Genomic DNA, 20045 nt, shown 5'->3' on the forward strand with positions numbered 1-20045 from the left:
CCAAGAGCTGTCGTTGGCAATCCACCAGGAAAGTGGCGGCTTCTCCGGCTTTTCGTGCTGGGCGGCTGGATCGCGCGACTTTCAGCATCGAGCTAGAAAGGTCGCCCGGCCCGTTCATCGACCCATTTGAGGATGATGTCCGCGATCTGCAGGTTGTTCTTATCCTGCATCAACATGTGGCTGTTGCCCCTAATGCCGCGGTCGGCCGTCACGACTATGTCCGCTCGCCCACCTGCCGCCACGATCCGCGTCGCATAGGCCCGGCATCCGTCGAGCCGGTTTTGCCAGGTCATCGCCCCCAGCCCAGTCGGCGCGGTCAGATTGTCGCCAAACACTACCAAGGTCGGGATCTTCGCGAGCTTGGCGATCTGGTCGTCGGTGTAGTTGGCCCGGCAGACGCCCGGCTCGAGGGCGACGATGGCGCCAATGCCCTTCGGATCGACCAGCGCCGCATCCATGGGGAACGGACCGGACTGCGAGTGGCTGATCAGGACGGAGCCGTTCAGGCCGCCCGCCAGTTCGGAGAGCGCCTTCAAGGTCGGATTGGGCTGCGGCACCTGCGAAGTCAGATCCGGGATGGCCTGCTTGGAGAGTTCACCGACGGCCTCGACCGGGAACTGCCCCCCGGGGAACGCCTCGCCGAACCTTGGCCCGAAGCGGAAGTTGGTCCAGACGCCGATGCGATCGCCGAAGCGGAAGGCTCCCTGCCCGATCGCCGCCGGTGCGCCCGGCGCGGTCGGAGCCACCGACCCGGTCGGCGCGGTGCTGGCGCCCGAAAGCCTGTTGTTGATGGCCGACTGGTTGAACCCGGAGCGCGCCCGACCGACCTGGTCGACGACATAGGTGGGATGGGATTTGCGGACGAAATATTCGAACCACCCCATTCGCCCGTCGGGCGTGGTGTCGTAGCTCTTCCCACTCAGGCCCGCGCCGTGGATCATCACCACTGGGATCTTGGCCTTGCCGGTTGGGACCATGTACTCGACGTACATCTGGTCGACGGTCACGCTATCGTCCGGGCCCAGCAGGATTTCCCCCGCTTTCTGCTCGACCGAACGCCCGCCCACGAAGAAGCTGCCGCGATCCTTCAGGACGAGGGGCTTGGCCGGCGCCTGAATGGACTTGAGTGTCTGCGCCGGCGCCGTCCCGGCAAGCGCAAGGCCGCCGAGGATCGCGCCGAGCACAGCGAGGCTGGCGCGCTGCGAAAGCTTGGTGGTTAAGCCCATGACGGATCTCCCTTCGTGTTCGAAGGGAAGCTATCGCGCCGCCATATCGACGATTAGCCGGTAGAAAGGACTTGCTCCCTTTAGTCCTGCTTACAAGTACTCGACGCTACAGCTCCCTGAACCGCAGGGCGTCCAGAAGCAGCGAAAAGGCCGGCGAGGCGTGGCGGCGGCTGGGATAGTAGAGGTGATAGCCGGGGAACGGCAGGCACCAGTCCTCCAGCACCCTGACCAGTTCGCCGGACGCGATGCAGGACGTGGCGACGTCCTCGGGCATGTAGGCCAGGCCCAGGCCCTGCAGGGCGGAGTCCAGCCGCTGCCGGATGGTGTTGAAGGTCAGCTGGCCGTCGACCCGGACCTTCACCTCGCGGCCGTCCTTCTCGAACTCCCAGGGGAAAAGGCCGCCATAGGTCGGTAGCCGCATGTTGATGCAATTGTGCTCGGTCAGATCCTGCGGGATCTGGGGCTTTGAACGATCGGCGAAGTAGGCCGGGGAGCCGACCACGGCCATCCGCATCTCCGGGCCGATGCGCAGGGCGATCATGTCCTTGGCCACCTGCTCGCCCAGCCGCACGCCCGCGTCGAACCCCTCCGACACGATGTCGACCAGGCCGTAGTCGACCACGATCTCGACCCGGATGTCGGGATAGTCCGGCAGCAGCTTGGCCAAGCCGGGCTGCAGGACCGAGCGCGCGGCATGCTCGCCGGCGGTGATGCGGATCGTGCCAGCGGGCCGCTCTCGCATCTCGCCCAAGGCCGCCAGCGCCTGTTCGATCTCCTCGAAGCGCGGCGCTACCGTCAGCAACAATCGGTCCCCGGCCTCCGTTGGCGCCACGCTACGCGTGGTGCGGGTCAGCAGCCGCACGCCTAGCCGCTCCTCCAGGCCCTTGATCGTCTGGCTGAGCGCCGAGGGCGAGACACCCATCTTAGCGCCGGCGCGCGTGAAGCTACGTTCCTTGGCCACAGCGGCGAAGGCGGCCAGCTCGTCGAAACCTCGCGCCATTTATTAGCCCTACTAAAAGCGACATGGCGATTATCGCGCCTAATTCGATCAGTGGGCCAGCGCTATCTTTTCCCCTGTCGAAGGCGTTGGGGGCTTCGCGTTCGCGAACGAGGAGCACGGGATGACCAAATCCACGACGAGATCCAAATCCCCTGAAGCCATGTCCCGCCGCGCCGCGCTCGGCGCGCCGGCCGCCTTGATGCTGGCCTCGGGCGCCAGCGCATGCATGGCCCAGGAGCGTGATAATGCCTCGCCCGGTTCGGGCCAGCTGGTCGCCTATTTCACCCGCTCGGGCAACACCCGAGTCATCGCCGGTCAGCTGCATCGCGAGCTGAAGGCCGACCTGTTCGCGATCGAACCCGCCAAGCCCTATCCCGAAGACTACGAGCAGACGGTGCAACAGGCGCGCCAAGAACGTGACGCGGGTGTTCGGCCGGAGCTGAAGGCCAAGATCCCAGGCATCGCCCGCTACGACACCCTGTTCCTGGGCTTTCCGATCTGGGGCGAAACCGCCCCGCCGATCATCCGCAGCTTCCTGGCCGCGCACGATCTTTCGGGCAAGACGATCCGGCCCTTCATCACCCATGGCGGCTTCGGGCTCGGCGACAGCCAGGACGTCCTGAAGCGCCATGCGCCCCAGGCGCGCTTCCTCCCGGCCTTCTCGATGGAAGCCGATCAGGAGCGGCGGACCATGACCCAAGTCCGCCAATGGCTGGGCGCGATCGCCCGCGCCTGACCCACCCAATTCAGGAGAAGAGATCATGCAAAAGCGCAAGCTCGGCCAAGCCGGCCTGGAAGTCTCCGCCCTCGGCTATGGCTGCATGGGCCTGAGCTCGGCCTACGGCGCGCCGACGCCCCACGAGGAGGCCCTGGGCGTCATCCGCGCGGCGTTCGATGGCGGCGTGACCCTGTTCGACACGGCCGAGGCCTATGGGCCGTTCGCCAACGAGACGCTGTTGGGCGAAGCCGTCGCGCCGTTTCGCGACCAGGTGGTGATCGCCACCAAGTTCGGCTTCGACATCGACCTGGAGACCGGCGGCCGCAACGGCGGTCTCAACAGCCGGCCCAAGCACATCCAGGCCGTGGCCGAAGCCCAGCTGAAGCGCCTGCGCACCGACCACATCGACCTGCTCTACCAGCACCGTGTCGATCCTGCCGTGCCGATGGAGGATGTCGCCGGGGCCGTGAAGGACCTGATCGCGGCCGGCAAGGTCAAGCATTTCGGGCTCTCTGAACCGAGCGTGGAGTCGCTTCGCCGGGCCCACGTCGTTCAGCCCGTCGCCGCGCTGCAGAACGAGTACTCGCTGTGGACCCGCGACGTGGAGCACAACGGCATCCTCGCCGCTTGCGAGGAACTGGGCATCGGCTTCGTGCCGTTCAGCCCGCTGGGCGCGGGCTTCCTGACCGGCAAGATCGACGAGACCACCAAGCTCGACCCCACCGATTTCCGGTCGATCTCGCCGCGCTTTGCCACCGACGCCCGGGCTGCCAACATGGCGCTGGTCGATCTGCTCAAGGCCATCGCCGAGCAAAAGCAGGCCACGCCCGCTCAGGTCGCCCTGGCTTGGCTGCTGGCCCAGAAGCCCTGGATCGTACCGATCCCCGGCACCACCAAATTGCATCGTCTGACCGAGAACCTGGGCGCGGCCAACGTCGAGCTGACCGCGCAGGACCTGGCTTCGATCGAAGAGGCCGCCGCGAATATCCCCATCCAGGGCGCGCGGCTTCCTGAAGCCGTCCTGGCCCAGACCGGCCGCTAGCCCATCTTCCCGCGACAGGAACTCTTCATGGATGACAAGACCAACAGCATCGCCGGCGTCGGCCGCCGCAATCTCCTGGCGCTAAGCCTGGCGCTGCCGGCCGCAGCTGCCGCCGGCGGGGCCGCAGCCCAGACCAGGGCCAAGGCGCCCGCCGCCAGCGGCGAGCGGCGCAAACTCGGTAGGCTGGAGGTCTCCAGCATCGGCATGGGCGTGCAGAACATGCACCGCGCGTATACGACCACGGTCCCCTATCGGCCCGAGATGCTGAACATCCTCCGGGCCGCCTATGAGCGGGGCGTCACCTTCTTCGACACGGCCGAAGCCTATGGTCCGTTCGAGAACGAGCGCATCCTGGGCGAGGCCATCCAGTCGTTCCGCGACAAGGTGGTGATCACCAGCAAGTTCGGCTGGAACATCGATCCCGAGACCGGCCGGCGCGGTCCCGGCCTCAACAGCCGCCCCGAGCACATCAAGACGGCGGTCGAAGGCATGCTCAAGCGCCTGCGCACCGACCGCATCGACCTTCTCTACCAGCACCGCGTCGATCCCCAGGTCCCCATCGAGGACGTCGCCGGCGCGATCCAGGACCTGATGAAGGCGGGCAAGGTCCTGCACTGGGGCCTCAGCGAGATGGGCCAGCAGACCCTGCGCCGCGCCCATGCGGCCCTGCCGGTGACCGCCGTCCAGAACGAGTATTCGCTGCTCTGGCGCGGGCCGGAGAAGTGGGTCCTGCCGACCTGCGAGGAGCTGGGCATCGGCTTTGTCTGCTGGAGCCCGCTGGGCGTGGGGTTCCTGAACGGCGCCATCGACGCGGGCACCCGCTTCGCCGACGGCGACATCCGCAAGGTCGAGGGCCGGTTCGCGCCGGAGAACCTGCCCCACAACCTGGCCCTGGTCGAGCTGCTCAAGGCCTGGGCGCAGCGCAAGAACGCCACCCTGGGCCAGATCGCCCTGGCCTGGCTGCTGGCCCAGAAGCCGTGGATCGTGCCGATCCCGGGCGCCACCCAGATGGCGCACATGATCGACAACACCGGGGCCGCCGGCGTCCGCTTCACGCCTGCCGAACTTGGCGAACTGACAGCCGCCGCCTCTGCGATCGAGATCCAGGGCTTGCGGCTGCCCCAGGGCGTCCTGGCCTTCTCGGAGATCGAGGCCCCCGCCAAGACCTGATCCCCATTCCTCCGAAAAGGAGCTTTCGATGAAGAAGCCTGTCGTCGCCGCCATCGCGGCCTTGACCTTGGCGACCCCGGTCGAGGCGCAGGACCGCAAGTCCGTCGCGCCCAAGGCCATGCAGGCCGTCGCCCCGGGGCTTGCCGGCTACACCGACGACGTCCTGTTCGGGGACGTCTGGATCAATCCGGCGCTGAGCCCGCGCGATCGAAGCCTGGTGACCGTGTCGGTGCTGATCGCCACCGGCAAGACCGCCCAGCTGACGGGGCACCTGGGCCGCGCGCTCGACAACGGCGTCACGCCCGGCGAGATCTCCGGCGCCGTCACCCACCTGGCCTTCTATGCCGGCTGGCCCAATGCGGTGTCATCGCTGGAGGTGATCGAGAAGGCGTTCACCGACCGGGGCGTCGACATGGCTGCCTTGCGCGCCCCGGTGACGGCGAGCGTGCCCCTCCCCGCCTCGGACGCGGCCCGCGCCAAGGCGGTGACGGCGACCATCGGCCCGGTCGCACCCAAGCTGGCGGCGCTGACCAACGATGTGGTCTTCGCCGACCTGTGGCGGCGGCCCGACCTGACCTCACGCGACCGCAGCCTGGTGACCCTGGCCGCGCTGGCCGCCAACGGCGACGAGGCGGGCCTGGCCTTCCATGTCGGCCTGGGCCTGCAGAACGGCCTGACGCGGGCAGAGATCGGCGAGACGCTGACGCACCTGGCGTTCTACGCCGGCTGGCCCAAGGCGACCGCCGCGGTCGCCGTCGCCGAGAAGGTGTTCAAAGACCAGGACCCCGCGCAGGCGCCTTCGGCGGCCGAGGGCCTCGCGATCACCGGCCCCGAGCGGCAGCCGGTCCAAGGCCCTGCGGCGACCTTCACGGGCGCGGTCAGCGTGACCTCTCCGTTCAAAGGAACCGGCCAGGCCCGTCTCGGCGGCGCCACCGTCACCTTCCAGCCGCGCGCGCGCTCCAACTGGCACAGCCATCCGCTCGGCCAGCTCCTGATCGTCACCGCCGGCGAAGGCCTGGTCCAGGCCGAGGGCGGGCCGGTCCGCCGGATGAAGGCCGGCGACGTCGTCTGGACCGGCCCCGGCGTCAAGCACTGGCACGGCGCCGCGCCGACCAGCGCCATGACCCATGTCGCCGTGGCCGAGGCCCTAGACGGCGCGAGCGTGAGCTGGCTGGGCCCGGTGAGCGACGCCGAATACCGCACGCCATCCCAATAGGCGCTGAGCCCGCGATCCAAAACGGAATTCCCATGACCAACGATGCGATCAGCAAAAACAGGCGGCAGTTCCTTGGAGCGTCCGCACTCGCCCTTTCAGGCTCAATTCTCGGAGTGACGGCCATGAGCACGACCCCTGCCGCCGCGGCGGCCGAGAGCAGCAACCCCTTCACCCTGGTCTATGGCGGCGCGATCACCAAGAACGAGCCGGGCAAGGTCAATATCCATCCAGTCACCTACAAACTGGGCGGTCTGGACATCGTCGCCAACGTCTACACCCCGGCGGGCTACGATCCGGTTCGCAAGTATCGGGCGATCGTCGTGGCCCACCCCAATGGCGGGGTGAAGGAACAGGTCGCGGGCCTCTACGCCCAGCACCTGGCCGAGCAGGGCTACATCACCATCACTGCGGACGCGGCCTATCAGGGCGGCAGCGGCGGGCTGCCCCGCAGCGTCGACAAGCCGATGTTCCGGATTGCGGACATCCACGGCATGGCCGATTTCATCACTCGCTATCCCGGCGTGGATGCGGAGCGCCTGGGCCTCTTCGGGATCTGTGGCGGCGGCGGCTATTCCCTGGCCGCCGCCAAGACCGATAAGCGCTTCAAAGCGCTGGCCACGCTCAGCATGTTCAATTCCGGCCGGGTGCGCCGCAACGGCTACCAGGACTCGGCCCTGGCGACGATCCAGCAGCGCCTCGACCAGGCCTCGGCCGCTCGCGCGCAGGAGGCGGCCGGCGGTGAAATCCTCTACTCCGGCGACGCCAACCTGACCGACGCCCAGATCGCGGCCCTGCCGTTCGATCTCTATCGCCAAGGCTACGAGTACTACTGGAAGACCCACGCTCATGCGGGCTCGACCTTCAAATACACGACCAGCAGCTTGCTGGATCTGATGCGCTGGGACGCGACCGACCAGATCGACCTCATTGACGTGCCGCTGTTGATGATGGCCGGCAGCAAGGCCGACAGCCTCTACATGACCGAGGACGCCTTCCCCAAGGCGACCGGCACCAAGGACAAGACCTTCTTCAAGATCGACGGCGCCACGCACATCGAGACCTATTGGGCGCCGAAGTTCGTCGACGCGGCGATGGGACAGCTGACGCCGTTCTTCGCCCGCACGCTCTGAACAAATCGTCAGCCCGCCGGTAGGCCTAAAGCCGGCCGGCGGTGATCGCCACCGGGGGTCTAGAGGTCGATCTGCTCTGACATCTCGAGAGCATCATCGACCTCGATCCCACAGTATCGAACCGTGCTCTCAAGCTTCCTGTGTCCGAGGAAGAGGTGGCAGGCTGATACCCGCGCACGCAGGGAACTCCCCGGCCTCGCGACCACTGACGGAGACTAGTAGATCGCCGCGGCCACGGCCTCGCTGCTCGCGGTCTGGGCGGGCGCCGTTGCGCTTGGTTGAGCCTCGTCGGGCTCGGAAGGCTCGGCGGCGGGCGCCGGCGGCATCGCGGCGGCGGCGCGGCTCGCGACCTTGCGCTTGTTCCGAGCCGGCTCCTTTTTGACCACAACAGGTTGCGGCCCTGCGACGGGCGTAACGGCCGCAGCGTCATCGGCGGCGCCCGCGCTTCTCGGCCAATGCGCCTGGGTCCAGCCCGCGCCGAAAACCAGCGCGACCACGATGACCGACAGCAGAACCCAGTCGGCCGCCAAGTGTTTGCGCGGCTTGGCGGCGAATGCCAGGGGCCCTTCAAAAGGGTCCTGATCCGCGAGGGCCTCATCGACCGGCGCCGGCAAGGCGACGGCGTCAGCGCTGCTTCCCAAGGACAGCTGCCGCTCGTGCTCGGCCAGGACCCTGGCCAAATCGGCACCCTTGTCGAAGTCGCTCACCATGTACGCCTCGGCCAGGCCGGTCTGGCTCGAGAGGGCGAAGGCGCCGTACTGCATCACGGGGATCTGGTAGTTGTTGTTGAAGCGCATGTCGCGCGAGCCATTCTTGTTGGCGTACTTCCAGGTCGCGCCGACCTGCGTCGCGTCCGCGGGAGCGGATTCTTCCTCGATGAAGTTTGAGGGGCCATAACGGCAATCGACTTCGTCGAATTCGATCAGGGCAAAATCGCCGCTCGGCTCCCTCATCATGAAAAACCCTGGATAGATCTGAAGAGGGCGGCCGTTGGCGTTGCCCAGTCGGAGGGCCTTGAACTCGGTCCGGACGAGTTCTGGCTCCACCTTCTCGAAAGTCACCGGCTCGCGCGTCAGGGCGGTGGAGGCGGTTGTCCGTGCCGCGACCCGATCAACCCCTGCCCGGCTCGTGACGTCCCAAATGCGGCGACAGGAGGCGACGCGCTCAAAGGCCGTGACCAGGTTGGCGTAGCTCGCCCGGGCTTGCGGACCGAGATTGAAATCGACCTCGACAAAGCAACCGTCGAGCTGGGCCTTGACGTCCTCGTGCGCGTCGTGCGCCGCGTTGGCCGCGTCCACGAGACCCGGGACCCAGCGCTTCGTGACCAGGCGCACGATCACCGCCTCCGCCAAGCGTAGACGCCCCCTGGCGCGCCTCAGGACCTCGGCCGTATTGGTACGCTCGCGGAGAAGTTCGGACTTTCGCTGCCAGGCGGCGTTGATCAGGGCCTTCAACTCGTTAAGCCCCGCGCTCGTCAGTTGGGAGACGTCCGCGCTGCGGATCTCCTGCTCGGTTCCAGGGATCGCTGCCACACCTGGAGCGCCCCGAGGGATTGGACGTCGAGATTCAGGCCAGGCCGACACCGGCTCTTCGACCTGCAGCGGCCTGCTCGTCGGCGGTGAAATACGCGTTCGGTAAGATAAGCCCGAGCCGGGAAGGCCAAGGTTAAGATGAGCGCCGTGCTGGCCAAGGGTCACGGCGGCGCCACGAACTCCAACGGTCGTGCTCACCCCGCTGCCGCTGAAGTTAAGCCTGACGCCCGGAAACAGCCGCACTGATCGCCGAAATCGTAGTCCCATTTCCCTGCGCGCCCCTGCACACGTGGAGCGACACCCCACGCAGCCCGCCCGCGTTACAGTAGAGCTAGACTAGAGAATGGCGCAATGCCTTGAGAGGGCGGCGCCTATCGCTACTACACCTGCAGCACCAAGGCCCGGCAAGGCGCTCGCGGTTGCAGCGGCATGAGCGTGCGCATGGACCTGCTCGCCGCCTCGGTCATCGACCACATGGAAAATCGCCTGCTCAATCCGACCAGAGTGATGACCGTGCTGGAAAAGATTGTCGAACGCCGGGCCAACTGGAACAGGCGCCGTCATCGCCAAGTCGCCGACCTGCGAAAGCGGGCGACCGAGGTCAACCAACGCCTGCAACGCCTCTACCTTCCATCGAGCAAGGCGTCGCCAACCCGATAGCAGCGCGCCGCCGCTAAGATCCACCAGATCCCGCCTAACGTGACGCATAGCTTGTCCGGACCTTCTCTGAGCAGCCAGGGCGATGGTCCGGAGCCACAACGGCGCCTATCGTCGCAACCTCATTCGAGCCGTAGTCCGGCGGGTGGAAGTGATCTCTCCGCTCGAGATCAAGATCTACGGGTCGAGAGCTGACTTGCTCCAGACGCTCAGCGGCGCAACGTCTTAGGCTCGACTGCTCACCACAATCGCATCAGACAGTACGACGGATGCTGTCTCCCCTCACCCGCCATCACACTTGACGATTTGGGGCGTTAAATCTGATCGCTTGAGACAATTGGACTGGCCAACGCCATGGATCGTTCGGCTCGAAAAATTCCTCGCGACCATATCGGGGCTTCCCGGCCAAATACACGTCAGGGCGCCGCGCCCAAAATTCACTAAACCTCTGAATTCAAAGAGCTCTATTACCCGAAAGACCGGTGGCGCCCTTTGTCGGACGAAACCGATTACTATGAGTACGCTATTGTACTCCAGAGGATCCCTAGGAGCGACAAAGGGCGTCCGCGACCGTCAACACGGAAGATCTCTTGAATGCCAAGAGGTCGCCGTCGCTGCAAATTCTACTCCACAGTACGAGACAGTATCCAGTGCCCCGCTAGGGGCGCCGATTACACGAGTCCCGATCGGCAATCTCTTCGCTCCTTGATCATCGCGATACCGCTTCAGCTTTTGAGATTGCTGCAGGTCACGTGGAACGCTTCGCTGGCGCTCTTGGCGTCGGACCGAAGCTTGACCGCCGCATCGAAGGCCTGCGTGCGTTCGATGACAAATCTCCCGCGCTCGAATCTATCACTTGATAGACCTCTCCAGGGATCAAGCTCGCCGTCACGAGTCGCGGGCCCTCGCCCAATCCCAGACGCATAGTCATCGAAGTGCTCGATCATGTCGCGGATCGCCTTTAACTGGCGAACGCCATCCACTGTGAACTGATCATCGAAAGCTCGGATCGCGGCCTTCGCTTCTACTTCAATCGCTGGAAGTTTCGTCAGCGCCAAGACCCTGGCTCGATACAGCCAGAGCCGAATGATGAAATTCTCCCAGTGGTACTCAACTTCGATGGTCAGCTCTTCGTCCGCCCCGAACCTCTCAAGCGCTCGATGGGATAGGACCAGCATGTTCCATGTGTGCGTATGCCTTGGCCCATAGAAGCCCCAGACGGCGAGTTGCTCTTTCAGGTCCACGACTAACGGTGCCTCGCTGACTGACGCCTGCCCTCAAGCATATCTTCTAAAGCGGTTACGGTTGCCCTCCACCGCGGGCGCATATCCTTGATATCGGGCAGACACATGGTTCAGCTTGCCTAGCCCCGCCGTCGAGACCCGGTATCGTGCACGACCTGGAAAACACAAAACATTCTGGACGCTTCCGGATCGGCGATCGGTGGATCGACGGCGATCTCGACTGCCGGGGGCCAGACACCACCTTGCGCCTCCACGATGAGACACGCTTCGAGGTCGCCGACGGCGCCACTATTGAGGGACTGTTGTCCAACCGCGTGAGCGTCACACTGATCGGCTGCCTGCCACCGAGTGGCCTGTCCGCGGCTGGCGCAAGCGATCGCCTTTTCTACTACGCCGACATCTTCGTGCACCATGTCGTCGCTGGGCCTCGTCACTTCGATCCTGCGGCGGCCAGCGTTCGTCGGCTAGCGTTCATCACTGGTGATACCAACATCATCTTCCACGACCGGTCCGCCTTCGGAACCGTCCACGGCCAGGTTCGGGACGATCTCTTCAAGCGCCTGGTCGCCGAGGCCGGGCGCCCCGTCGAGATCGGAGATTACGCCGAGTTGATGTACTTCACCGGCAAGTTGGAGATCTGTGCGGTCGAGACTGACATTGGCCGCCTCGTCGCCGAGCATCGTCCCCGCGGCCGGCTCGGAAGCATCATGGGCGTCGGCATCAGCAACCAGGTGATGGTGACCTACGCCCCGCGCGAAGCCAGATGCTTCGCCGATGCACTGGACGACTTTCTGGTCTTTCTGCGGTTCTTTGGCCAACTGACCGGACGCCAGCAGTCGCCCACCGAGTTCCTCCTCGAGACGAGCGACGACGACGAACCCTGGCAAGACTGGCTGCGCGTCCATTGGTCGCTCAGACCACCGCGGCCGTCCCCCCAGTACGGACCGCAGCCGGGCGATCTGCCGCTCCAGGCCGCCAAGGATCCTGAGGTGTTCGGCGAGGTCCTGGCAAGCTGGGTGGCGCGCGAGGCCACCTGGCGCACGCCCAGAATGCGGCTCGACCGGGTATGGAGCCAGACGCGCGGCTACGACGTCGATCGCTTGGTCTCGGCGGCCAACATGTTCGACATCCTTCCGGCCAGCGCAGCGCCCAGAAAGGTCGCGCTTACGGCCGAGCTGGAGACCGTACAGCAAAAGATCCTCGCGCTCTTGAAACCGCTTCCTGAGAGTCTCGAGAAGGACAGTCTCCGCTCCGCCGCGGGCCGGCTCGGCAGCGCCAGCCTGAAGCGCAAAGTGCTTCACTGCGCCGACCGGCTTCCGCAGGGCGTGCTTGACCGTCTTCCTGACCTTGCCCAGGTGCTGAAGGAAGCGGTCGACTGCCGAAACCACTTCGTCCACGGTTCGGCGCGGCGCTTCGACTATGACGACGGCGCTCTCGTCACATTCTTCACCGACGCTCTGGAGTTCGTTTTCGTGGCCTACGACCTGGCCTTGGCGGGCTGGTCGCCGCACTGGCCCGCCCGCGGCTTTGGCGGCAGCCATCCGTTCCAGGCTTTCGTGTCAGGCTACGACCCGCGCCTTGCGGATCTCCGCAGCCGCAGGTTCACCGCCCAGCCTTAGAAGCGGTTCTGGAGGCGAGGCTACACCTCACGGCGCAGCAGACCGAGGAGCCGTAAACTCAACCGTGTGATAGCCTTGCCTTTACGCGCGCGTTCCGCGCGAGGGGCCGCCCATGAGGCCGCCTGGATATCATAGGGTCATGACGAGGCGCGAAGGGAGGACGCATTGGCCGAGGCCGGAAGCAATCCAAAGTACGACAACTTGGCCGTACTGTTGCCGAACGTGGCCGCGCTACGCGCTGGCGACTTGGTATTGACGCGCAACCAACATGGCACCAAGCCTGCTGGATGGGCGATGTCGCAGCTCGTCCTGAAGACGACGGGCGGCAACTTCGATCACGTGATGATATGCACCGTGCCACCAACCTTGCTTGAGGCGGTGACTTCTGGCGTCGGGAATTTGTCGATGGCTCGCGCCTTCGCACACGGCCTTACCGGCGTCCGAGTGCTTCGCTATCACGATGCGAGTATCGCTGCGGCGGCTGCATCGGCGGCGCTGAGCTACCTGGGTCGCCCTTACGCCCATATTGGCGCGGCTAAATCGATATTTCCGGCTGGCATCTTCGGGGAAATCTCCGGGAACAACATCTTCTGCTCAGCGCTGGTCGCTCAAGTTTACCAAAAGGCCGGTGCGAGCGAATTTTCGGCCACGCCTGTGGAAAAGACGACACCCGCGACCATCGAGCGGATGGCAGGCCTGACCGACGTAACCGCCGAAGTCTTCGTAACTGGCCTGGCGCCGCGCAATGTCGAAGAAATGGCCGCGCTCGATGGTGACCGAACCCCCTCACCTGCCGACAAACAGGCGGCGTTGTTCGCCAGCTACTTCCTGCATCTAGAGCCTAAGGCCCGAGCGATCGTATCAAAATATCCCGACGCGAGGCTGGTCGCGCCACGGTCGTTCCTTGAATGCCTCGGGTTTTTGATGAGCGCTCACGACGCCGCACGGAGCGCGCCACCGGCCCTGCAGGTCAGCTTCGCGTCCGACCTTGCCTCCTTCGATGATGCCGCCTTCGCGTTGATCGACAAAGGCGAATGGGACGCGATCCAAACCGAAATCGGCCTCAAGGACGAGATCACGATGAAGCGCGATCTGGATGAGTCGAGAAGGCCTGATCCAGACATTGATCCCCGTGCTATGGCCGGCCTGAGGGATGCGACCGCCATGCAGCTCAAGGAGCGGTCCGGCGCTGTCGAAGGCATTCGAAACTGGGGCTTAGGTCGGTCCAACACCATCGACCGCTATCTGGTGATCGCCGAGAAGACATTGATCCATCTGCATCACCGCGAGCACGCGATCTGGGAAATCGAGAAACGTTTGGGAGGCTTGTGAGGCTAGGACGGCATGGCCGGAACGACCGCCAGCGCATTCGGTAGGGCCGGCGCGGATTGGGCCTGCGCAGATTCTGAGCTTGAAGGGGCTGCGGCCAGTGTTTCTGTTGGACCGTTAGACCAACTACAGCTTGGCGTGAGCACACCTGAATTCAACCGCCGTAGGCGTCGCTTCAGCCTGTTGTTACGCTGCGATGGGCTCTGTCATCTGGGACCAAGAGATCGGACTGGATCATGGCGCCTGACTTCACGAGAGCGGACCTTCTCCATCGCGCCTGCCTGCGGGCGGCCTTCTGTATCCGCAGCCTTTATGAGGAGAAGGCCAGCTCAGACTCTCGCCTGCTCAACCCGCCGATCATCCCTGACGCCCTGACCATCGTGGGCCGGTCGAAGAACTGGTCCGCGCCAGGACGGCGCGAGCACGTGGTGCCGAGGCGGGTGATCACGATGGAATGCCACGAGATGATCAAGGCCGGGCGAAGCGACGAGGAGATCGCCGCCTTCATCGCCGCCCACCTGAAGATCGTTCTGGTCAGCCCGCAGGAAAGCGCCCATCTCGACGCCAAGGCCGGCGCCGATGTCCGCCAGAAGATGCCGCTGGATTGGAAGCTTGGCGGCGATCCCTATCGTCGTCTCGGTGACGCCGGCATCGTGTGGGACCCGATCTCCTAGAGGCCTTTCGGCGAAGCGAACTTGGGCGCTATCGTTCGCCCCCACGAGATGGCGTCGACGCCACAGGATCCTAGAGAGGAAGTCCCCATGGCCGCCTACAACGAAGATGACATCCGCAAACTCGTCCAGGGCCTCGGCAATCCCGAAAACCCCACTTTCAACGCGCAAGCACGTCACCTGTTGAAGAAGGTGGTGGGTGATCCGGCCTCAGGCCTCAGTGACGCCCTGCTCGACGAAACCAGACGTGTCCTTGATCTCCCCTCCACCCACGAGATCTCGACACCTCGTCCGGTGTGGATCCAGCTCTATCGGACAATGCCGGGAGATCTGGAAATAGGTGACATCGCTTGGCCCGCAGATGAGGATCCGATCGAAAGGGCCAGACAAACGCTGCTGCTACAGCTTCAAGAGGCCCCACGTACCGGATGGGAGAAGCCACGCTACGCACGGGTAATTGACGACCGCACGGGGGCCGAGCTTTGCCTCTGGAGGGTCACCCCCGCGGGAACCGTGGAAGCGGCGTCCTAATCGCGCCGATGCTGATCGCGAGACCCCATCCTTGAAGGCCGCGAGATCCATGCCCGCCAAACCCAAGCTTCTGGTCGTGCTAGGCGCGGGCAGCTCGCTCGGCCTTGGGTTGCCCAAGGTCGAGACGCTGAGCGCGCGCATGCGGGACTGGGCCGCCGAGTGGAGCCGACGCTACGGACAGCTAAACTACTACCAGGCCGTCGAAGCCGCCGCTCAGGCCTATGCGGCGGACGGCCAGGCCTGTCCCCGGCCCGCCGTCACCTTCGAGACGGTTCTGGGCGACATGGCCCACCTGTCGCACTGGGTGACGCCGGCCCCGCTGGGCGCATCCCTGCGCCAGTTGGTCGGCGCCGACACACCACCCTTCCCGCGCCCCGCCCACTATGGCCAGGCCCACCTGGTGCAGGACCAGCTCCAGTTTCTGCTGGCCGCGCTGGCGGACCATATCCGCCAGGGCTCGCGGCGGATCGATCCCGCGGGACCGGCGATGGCCGAGTACAGGCGGTTGATCGACGGCCTGCGCGCACGGTTTGAACTGGGCGTCTTCAACCTCAACTACGACACCGGGGCGCTGACGGCTTGGCCCGATGCCGACACCGGCTTCGTCGGAGCCGACTTCGCGGCCGCGCGCCTGCACGCCAAGCGGCGCTGGAACTTCCTCTATCACCTGCACGGCAGCGTCCATCATGATCTGGCCGATCACGCCAGCACGCGCCTGACCTGGCGCACGGACCTCCACGGGGCCTTCAACGACAGCCTGCAGAGCGTGCTGGGCGACGAGCGATCGGAGGGCCGCACCTTCCCGCGCTCGACCTTGATCGCGGGCGGGCTGAAGCTGGACCAACTGCTGCCCGAGCCGTTCCATTCGATGCACGCCGCGCTCGTCCGCCACACCTATAGGGCCGACGCGATCCTGATCGGCGGCTACGGCTTTGCCGACGTCCATGTGAACCGCGCGCTGCGCAACCGCCTGCGAGACCTTGCCCCATCATCGCGGCCGCCGATCATGGTGCTCGATTGGGCCTCGCCCCAGACTCCAGCCATGCCGGAGCGCCGGGACGCCTGGAGCCGCAACCTCGACCGCGCCCTGGCCGCCCCCGCTGGGCTGTTCACCGATCCAAGCGGGCAAGGCTGGGCGCATTCGGCCCGCCTCGCCGGCCCGGGCGGCTTCGAGGTCTCAGCGAGCGCCCGGACGGCGATTTGGCGGGGCGGCTTTCTGGAGGCGGCGGCTCATGTCGAGGCGATCGCCGATTGGCTGTCGGGTGCGGACGGCGCATTGAGCGCCTCGGGCGGGCCAGCGCCAGCGGCCTGAAGGGCCAGGATCGCCTGGCGGGTGTCGCGCCAGGATCGTTTGGTCCGCACGCTGTCGAGATTGGGGACGGTACGCATGTCGCGGGCCAGATCCGCCAGGATGTCGGCGGTCAGGTTGAGCATGACGTGACGGCCATCGCCGCGCAGCAGATCCAGCGCCGGCCGGCTACCCGGCGGATCCAGGCCCTCGGCGTCGCGCCGCACGTGCCAGGCCAGCATGTCGGCCGCCTGCAGCTGCGGAAGGCTGCGATCGTCGCCGAAGGTCGGGGGCGGCCCGAGAAGCCGGCTCCAGGGCTCGGGCCGTCCGGCCTTGACCCAGTCGTAGACCATGGTGGCGTCCTGGCCGAGCACGCCCTGCTCGTCGAAGACGAAGGCGATGGGGTCCTTGACGCCGCCGGCGTGAGCGAAGCGCGCCAGACCCAGGGTCAGGGCGTAGAAGCAGGTGAAGTAGGGCTGGGAGAGGCCATAGGGCGCGTTGGGGGCCAGGATCGCCTGGAAGGTCTGGCGGCTGACGCTGACTTGCATCGACACAGGGCGGGAGTCGGCGATCAGCTTGGCCAGCCCCAACACCTTGCGGTCGCGATCGGCCTCGGACCAGCCCTTGAACTGGCCGCGCAGGTTTTGCGCCTCGACCATGTGCAGGTAGTCGATCGACGGCGGCGCCTTCAGCGCCGCGCGCCAGGCCGCCGAGAACACCGCCCACTGGGCCTTGCGGTTCAGATAGCCGGCCAGGAACATCTGCTGGGCGCCGGACTGGCCCACAGAGTCATCGACGAAGCACAGGAGGGGTCCAGGCTGAAGCAGGCGCTCGCGGCGCGGCCGGGCCAATCAGGGCCTCGCGCCGGGGCGGCTGTCGCTCCATCCGGCCACGGCGCGGACCGCCAGCTGGTTGGCGGCATAGCTGGCGGCGAACTTCCCGGTCATCAGGACCATCAGCCAGGCGGCGATCGCCAGGCTGGTCGCGCTCAACCCGTCGCCGCCCTGCGCCAGGACTCGCAGATAGGTCGGGGCGATTTGGGCGAAACTCTCCAGCAGCACCCCGGCGAACAACAAGAGCGACGCCGCGCAGAGCCCGTTGATCGCCCTCTGCGTTTTGCTCAGCTCGACCGCGATCCGACCCGTCATGTCCGCCTCCCTGGATACCAGGTTTAGATTGCCTCGCCGCGGCCCCGGCGCAAGTCCGCCCCATGCCAGGTTTCGTGCAGAGGAGCCTCGGCGCAGGCCGTCCGCACCGGCGGCATGGACGGGTGGCCCCGAACCGGCTAGCTCACCGGCTTTCCTCGACGAAGCCGCCCCATGCCGCAGACCCCCGCCGAAGCCGTGTCCCAAGCTCGAAAGCTTTGCCGCACCCTGGCCAGCGCGCCGCTGCCCCAGGCGCGCGCCAAGGACCTCTTCCAGATCCTGGCGCGCGCCCGCGGCTGGAGCCCGGCTCAGCAGGACCAGATCCTGGCCTTTGGTCAGTGGCTCGACACGCGGCCCGCGCCAGGCGCGATCAAGGCGCAGTGCGATCGGTTGCTCGAAGCCCTGTAGTGCGGCCGCCCTGTGGCCGGCCGGGCGTTCAGGTCTCGGCCTCGTCGGCCAGAGACCGCGCCAGCGCGATGATCGTGGCCTTGCAGTCCGGCGACAGGGCTGGAAAGGCCTTGGCCAGTTCAAAGCCTTCGCGCTGGAGAAAGAAGGCGTGCAGCGACGGGCCTTCGCGCCCGTCGGGCGCGTCTTCCCCCGACATAGGATCGGGCAGTCCCTCAAAGAACCACGCCACCGAGGTCTGAAGGACCGCGGCCAGCGCGTGGAGCTTGGAGGCGCTGATGCGGTTGGCCCCGCGCTCGTACTTTTGCAGCTGCTGGAACGTCAGGCCGACGGCTTGAGCGACGGCGCCCTGGCTGCGGGCCAAGGCCCTACGGCGCATCCTCAGCCGCGCGCCCACATGCAGATCGACGAAATGAGGCGTGGTGTCGGGCGCCATCAAGACCTTCTCACAGACCAGAGCGTCCTTGGGAAACCTCCGAGGCCGCCGATCGGTCCAGAAAATCCTCAGCTCTCCGAGTAGGTCCGCCCACGAGCCCGGCGAGGTCAACTGGCCACATCCGTTTTCCAGGCGGCGTATGCGCCGCCGCACGCTCAGGGCTGCTCCTCACCAGGAAGCCTGATCGGCGCCTCACCGTCGAACACGACATCGACGTGAGCGGGATGGGTGATGGCCAGGATGCGGTCCCAGCCGCCCAGCCTGTCGGTTCCCCACCGCGACCAGGAGAGATGGATGACCACGCCCTCGACCGTCAGGGTCTGGGGATCCTCGCTCAGCAGCCGCGGGGTCAGATCCGCGACGGCCGCCTCGCCCAGCGCCCAACCGACCAAAGCCTGGGCCAGGTCACGCCAAAGCGCCTCGATCTCCGCGTCGTGACCCAGCTGGTTGACCTTCAACTGAAGCCTCAGGCGGGTGGCGGCCTCCTGATTGCCGGTGACGGAATAGGAGACCGACGGGCGCCAAGGCCCCTGCCCCATCTTGAGGGTCTGGGCCTGGGCCGACCAGGATCCGAAGGCGCGATGATAGTCGCCCGGCGCCAGGCCTTGGCTGGCCAGGGCCGAAGCGGCCAGGAATGGCGACCAGCCGACAGCGCGATCGATGGGCGGCGGATGGCGCGCCTGGCGCGCCACCGCCTTGATCTCGGCGATCGCCGCGCGAACTCCGGCTCGATCGGTGATGTCGCGTAGCTTGATATCGCGGGTCAGACGTCGCGCCCCTGCGAAATCGACGCCGAAGGCCAGGAACGCCTGACGCTGGACGAAGCCGACGAAGGCGCGGTCGTGGCCGCGGAAGGTGAGGCTCACCGTCTCGGACTCGGCCTCCATCACCACCGCCAGGACCAGCAGGAACGGGATGAAGGCCAGGGAGAGGATGATCGGGACGGCGAACTCGCGAAGATTGTTCCAGGTCAGGAAGTCGTCGGGGTCCTTGATCACGCCGATCAGGCTGAAGACCAGGATGGCAAGGCCCGCCCAGATCTGCAGCTTGGTCAGGGGGCCAACCAGGATGGCGTGTTCGGACTGGCTTTGCGCCACGATCAGCAGCAGGCCCAGCAAGGTGAGCGCCGGCAAGAGCAGGAGTTCTCCCCACAGCGGAAGGGTGTGGACCTCGCCCAGGAAGAGGATGATTTCGGTCCAGGCGATGGCCTCGCCGGCCATCCGCCGCACCGCCGTTGGATCCTTGGGGATTTCGACGGCCTTGGAGACGGCCGTGAACCCGACCGTCAGCCACCAAAAAAGCGTGGTCTTCAGATTGCTCGCTTCCCAGGCGTTCAAGGCCCAGAGCACCGCGACCATGGCGACGACATAGAGCGTCATGATCGCAAACAGCGATCCCAGCTTCGGCCCCAGGATGATCTTGGCGATGTTCAAGGCGCTCTGGCGGATCTTGCGCTGGCTCAGGGCCCAGACCGCAAAGAAGCCCAGATAGATCAGGCTCGCCCACTCGCGGCTGTTGAGGTCAAAGCCAAAGTGGGCGGGATCCAGACTTTGCGAGGATGTCGGCGGCGTAAGGGGCGCGGCCATGGACGAGGCGACTCTTGGCGAAGGGGCGGCGATGGGCGGGAGGCTGGAGGGTTACCGCAAGCTTAGCAATAAACATTCAGCGCTCGGCATGGCTGCTCGC

19 protein-coding genes and 3 pseudogenes are annotated in these 20045 nt (G+C 66.0%); 12 read left to right on the forward strand and 10 right to left on the reverse strand.

Annotated features, from left to right (window positions below; translation table 11 throughout):
- Positions 1-92: 92 nt before the first annotated feature.
- Positions 93-1226: a hypothetical protein gene (locus tag E1H18_RS05360; RefSeq protein WP_172264441.1), complete on the reverse strand. Its 1134-nt coding sequence runs from the start codon at positions 1224-1226 to the stop codon at positions 93-95.
- A 106-nt stretch (positions 1227-1332) separates the two neighbouring features.
- Positions 1333-2226: a LysR family transcriptional regulator gene (locus tag E1H18_RS05365; protein WP_172264443.1), complete on the reverse strand. Its 894-nt coding sequence runs from the start codon at positions 2224-2226 to the stop codon at positions 1333-1335.
- Between the two features lie 160 nt (positions 2227-2386).
- On the opposite strand from E1H18_RS05365, the gene E1H18_RS05370 reads away from it, so the two are divergent.
- From E1H18_RS05370 to E1H18_RS05390, 5 genes are all read left to right on the forward strand, one after another.
- Positions 2387-2962, forward strand: coding sequence for a flavodoxin (locus tag E1H18_RS05370; RefSeq protein WP_172264445.1), 576 nt, complete (start codon positions 2387-2389; stop codon positions 2960-2962).
- A gap of 25 nt (positions 2963-2987) precedes the next feature.
- Entirely contained in the window at positions 2988-3986 is a 999-nt protein-coding gene (locus tag E1H18_RS05375; protein ID WP_172264447.1) for an aldo/keto reductase, read from the forward strand.
- A gap of 27 nt (positions 3987-4013) precedes the next feature.
- Complete coding sequence (locus E1H18_RS05380) at positions 4014-5156, forward strand: aldo/keto reductase (protein ID WP_172264449.1); 1143 nt, start codon at positions 4014-4016, stop codon at positions 5154-5156.
- Between the two features lie 28 nt (positions 5157-5184).
- A complete protein-coding gene (locus tag E1H18_RS05385; protein ID WP_172264451.1) occupies positions 5185-6372 on the forward strand; it encodes a carboxymuconolactone decarboxylase family protein in 1188 nt (395 codons plus the stop codon).
- A 122-nt stretch (positions 6373-6494) separates the two neighbouring features.
- Positions 6495-7502, forward strand: coding sequence for an alpha/beta hydrolase (locus E1H18_RS05390; protein WP_206679027.1), 1008 nt, complete (start codon positions 6495-6497; stop codon positions 7500-7502).
- A gap of 59 nt (positions 7503-7561) precedes the next feature.
- Here the strand turns inward: E1H18_RS05390 and E1H18_RS05395 are convergent.
- The 3 genes and pseudogenes from E1H18_RS05395 to E1H18_RS27230 form a co-directional block, all read right to left on the reverse strand.
- Positions 7562-7666: pseudogene (locus E1H18_RS05395) on the reverse strand (integrase); the annotation flags it as partial.
- A gap of 51 nt (positions 7667-7717) precedes the next feature.
- Complete coding sequence (locus E1H18_RS05400; protein ID WP_241735900.1) at positions 7718-9034, reverse strand: hypothetical protein; 1317 nt, start codon at positions 9032-9034, stop codon at positions 7718-7720.
- 111 nt (positions 9035-9145) lie between these two features.
- A pseudogene (locus E1H18_RS27230) lies at positions 9146-9301 on the reverse strand (DUF4236 domain-containing protein); the annotation flags it as partial.
- Positions 9302-9412: 111 nt separating this feature from the next.
- On the opposite strand from E1H18_RS27230, the pseudogene E1H18_RS05405 reads away from it, so the two are divergent.
- Positions 9413-9694 (forward strand): annotated as a pseudogene (locus E1H18_RS05405) (hypothetical protein); the annotation flags it as partial.
- 722 nt (positions 9695-10416) lie between these two features.
- On the opposite strand, the gene E1H18_RS05410 reads toward E1H18_RS05405, so the two are convergent.
- Entirely contained in the window at positions 10417-10935 is a 519-nt protein-coding gene (locus tag E1H18_RS05410) for a hypothetical protein (protein ID WP_172264459.1), read from the reverse strand.
- A 146-nt stretch (positions 10936-11081) separates the two neighbouring features.
- On the opposite strand from E1H18_RS05410, the gene E1H18_RS05415 reads away from it, so the two are divergent.
- The 5 genes from E1H18_RS05415 to E1H18_RS05435 all read left to right on the forward strand — a co-directional run bounded on the left by E1H18_RS05415 (position 11082) and on the right by E1H18_RS05435 (position 16397).
- Positions 11082-12554: a HEPN domain-containing protein gene (locus E1H18_RS05415; RefSeq protein WP_172264461.1), complete on the forward strand. Its 1473-nt coding sequence runs from the start codon at positions 11082-11084 to the stop codon at positions 12552-12554.
- A 165-nt stretch (positions 12555-12719) separates the two neighbouring features.
- The gene (locus tag E1H18_RS05420) at positions 12720-13886 is read left to right on the forward strand and encodes a hypothetical protein (RefSeq protein WP_172264463.1); all 1167 of its coding nucleotides are present in this window, start codon (positions 12720-12722) and stop codon (positions 13884-13886) included.
- Between the two features lie 233 nt (positions 13887-14119).
- Positions 14120-14557 carry a hypothetical protein gene (locus E1H18_RS05425; RefSeq protein ID WP_172264464.1) on the forward strand — a complete coding sequence of 146 codons (438 nt, stop codon included), beginning with the start codon at positions 14120-14122 and terminating at the stop codon, positions 14555-14557.
- Positions 14558-14644: 87 nt separating this feature from the next.
- On the forward strand, positions 14645-15085 hold the full coding sequence (locus E1H18_RS05430; RefSeq protein WP_172264465.1) for a hypothetical protein: 441 nt from the start codon (positions 14645-14647) through the stop codon (positions 15083-15085).
- A gap of 49 nt (positions 15086-15134) precedes the next feature.
- On the forward strand, positions 15135-16397 hold the full coding sequence (locus tag E1H18_RS05435) for an SIR2 family protein (RefSeq protein ID WP_172264466.1): 1263 nt from the start codon (positions 15135-15137) through the stop codon (positions 16395-16397).
- Here the strand turns inward: E1H18_RS05435 and E1H18_RS05440 are convergent.
- Both E1H18_RS05440 and E1H18_RS05445 read right to left on the reverse strand, forming a co-directional pair.
- Positions 16316-17224: a DUF3800 domain-containing protein gene (locus E1H18_RS05440; protein ID WP_172264467.1), complete on the reverse strand. Its 909-nt coding sequence runs from the start codon at positions 17222-17224 to the stop codon at positions 16316-16318. The genes E1H18_RS05435 and E1H18_RS05440 overlap by 82 nt on opposite strands.
- On the reverse strand, positions 17225-17521 hold the full coding sequence (locus tag E1H18_RS05445) for a hypothetical protein (protein ID WP_172264468.1): 297 nt from the start codon (positions 17519-17521) through the stop codon (positions 17225-17227).
- 171 nt (positions 17522-17692) lie between these two features.
- Between E1H18_RS05445 and E1H18_RS05450 the strand changes: the two genes are divergently transcribed.
- Positions 17693-17926 (forward strand): hypothetical protein, encoded by a 234-nt coding sequence (locus tag E1H18_RS05450; RefSeq protein ID WP_172264469.1) that lies wholly within the window; start codon positions 17693-17695, stop codon positions 17924-17926.
- 28 nt (positions 17927-17954) lie between these two features.
- Here the strand turns inward: E1H18_RS05450 and E1H18_RS05455 are convergent, their stop codons facing one another.
- Both E1H18_RS05455 and E1H18_RS05460 read right to left on the reverse strand, forming a co-directional pair.
- Positions 17955-18359, reverse strand: a complete 405-nt coding sequence (locus tag E1H18_RS05455; protein ID WP_172264470.1) for a helix-turn-helix transcriptional regulator — start codon at positions 18357-18359, stop codon at positions 17955-17957.
- 155 nt (positions 18360-18514) lie between these two features.
- Positions 18515-19945, reverse strand: a complete 1431-nt coding sequence (locus E1H18_RS05460; RefSeq protein ID WP_172264471.1) for a hypothetical protein — start codon at positions 19943-19945, stop codon at positions 18515-18517.
- Between the last annotated feature and the right edge of the window lie 100 nt (positions 19946-20045).

The sequence above is a fragment of the Caulobacter sp. RHG1 genome (genome assembly GCF_013181195.1).
In the GTDB taxonomy this organism is placed as follows: Bacteria; Pseudomonadota; Alphaproteobacteria; order Caulobacterales; family Caulobacteraceae; genus Caulobacter.

What these genes read in the sequence shown, in the direction of transcription:
- E1H18_RS05435 (WP_172264466.1), top strand. Translation starts at nt 15,135, where the DNA reads ATGCCCGCCAAACCCAAGCTTCTGGTCGTGCTAGGCGCGGGCAGCTCG.
- E1H18_RS05360 (WP_172264441.1), bottom strand. Translation starts at nt 1,226, where the DNA reads ATGGGCTTAACCACCAAGCTTTCGCAGCGCGCCAGCCTCGCTGTGCTC.
- E1H18_RS05375 (WP_172264447.1), top strand. Translation starts at nt 2,988, where the DNA reads ATGCAAAAGCGCAAGCTCGGCCAAGCCGGCCTGGAAGTCTCCGCCCTC.
- E1H18_RS05365 (WP_172264443.1), bottom strand. Translation starts at nt 2,226, where the DNA reads ATGGCGCGAGGTTTCGACGAGCTGGCCGCCTTCGCCGCTGTGGCCAAG.
- E1H18_RS05445 (WP_172264468.1), bottom strand. Translation starts at nt 17,521, where the DNA reads ATGACGGGTCGGATCGCGGTCGAGCTGAGCAAAACGCAGAGGGCGATC.
- E1H18_RS05450 (WP_172264469.1), top strand. Translation starts at nt 17,693, where the DNA reads ATGCCGCAGACCCCCGCCGAAGCCGTGTCCCAAGCTCGAAAGCTTTGC.
- E1H18_RS05390 (WP_206679027.1), top strand. Translation starts at nt 6,495, where the DNA reads ATGAGCACGACCCCTGCCGCCGCGGCGGCCGAGAGCAGCAACCCCTTC.
- E1H18_RS05460 (WP_172264471.1), bottom strand. Translation starts at nt 19,945, where the DNA reads ATGGCCGCGCCCCTTACGCCGCCGACATCCTCGCAAAGTCTGGATCCC.
- E1H18_RS05455 (WP_172264470.1), bottom strand. Translation starts at nt 18,359, where the DNA reads ATGGCGCCCGACACCACGCCTCATTTCGTCGATCTGCATGTGGGCGCG.
- E1H18_RS05380 (WP_172264449.1), top strand. Translation starts at nt 4,014, where the DNA reads ATGGATGACAAGACCAACAGCATCGCCGGCGTCGGCCGCCGCAATCTC.
- E1H18_RS05425 (WP_172264464.1), top strand. Translation starts at nt 14,120, where the DNA reads ATGGCGCCTGACTTCACGAGAGCGGACCTTCTCCATCGCGCCTGCCTG.
- E1H18_RS05430 (WP_172264465.1), top strand. Translation starts at nt 14,645, where the DNA reads ATGGCCGCCTACAACGAAGATGACATCCGCAAACTCGTCCAGGGCCTC.
- E1H18_RS05370 (WP_172264445.1), top strand. Translation starts at nt 2,387, where the DNA reads ATGTCCCGCCGCGCCGCGCTCGGCGCGCCGGCCGCCTTGATGCTGGCC.
- E1H18_RS05385 (WP_172264451.1), top strand. Translation starts at nt 5,185, where the DNA reads ATGAAGAAGCCTGTCGTCGCCGCCATCGCGGCCTTGACCTTGGCGACC.